The organism is Aquabacterium lacunae (assembly GCF_004310865.1).
Classification (GTDB): Bacteria; Pseudomonadota; Gammaproteobacteria; order Burkholderiales; family Burkholderiaceae_C; genus Aquabacterium; species Aquabacterium lacunae.
The window spans coordinates 1-648 of record NZ_SIXI01000042.1 but is presented as its reverse complement, the minus strand read 5'-3'; the positions used below and the strand labels follow the sequence as shown (position 1 = coordinate 648).

1 protein-coding gene is annotated in these 648 nt (G+C 63.4%); it reads left to right on the top strand.

Features of this window, described 5'->3' with window-relative positions; genetic code table 11:
- Positions 1-648: IS3 family transposase (locus EYS42_RS16920; RefSeq protein WP_130969386.1), on the top strand; the 648-nt coding region annotated here is incomplete at both ends.

Below are 648 nucleotides of genomic sequence, written 5' to 3'. Positions count from 1 at the left end.
ACTTCGTCAAGCCCATCAAGGCGATGATCGAAGAGAACCCGTCATTTGGTTACCGCACCGTGGCGCACCTGCTCGGCTTCAACAAGAACACCGTGCAGCGGATCTTCCAGCTCAAGGGCTGGCAGGTTCGCAAACGGCCCGTGGGCTTCAGGCCTCGCATCCAGGCATTGCCCTCGGTGGCCAAGGCGCCAGACGAGCGCTGGGCCACCGATCTGTGCCGCGTGTGGACAGGGCGTGATGGCTGGGCATCGTTGGCGCTGGTGATCGATTGCTACAGCCGCGAGCTGCTGGGCTGGCACCTCAGTCGCAGTGGCCGATCCAAGACCGCTGAGGCGGCACTGGAGCAGGCGCTGATCGCTCGCTATGGCTGCCTGGGCAAGGTCCGGCACCCGTTCTTGCTGAGGTCAGACAACGGACTGGTGTTCACCAGCCGCAGCTACACGGCCCTGGTCAAAAGCTATGGCCTGCAGCAGGAGTTCATCACCCCGTACAGCCCAGAGCAAAACGGCATGGTCGAGCGCGTGATCAGAACGCTCAAAGACCAGTGCGTGCACCGCCACCGGTTCGAAACCCTGCAGCACGCCAGCCGCGTGATCGCAGACTGGATCGGCTTTTACAACCACCGGCGCCCTCACCAGGCGCTGGGCA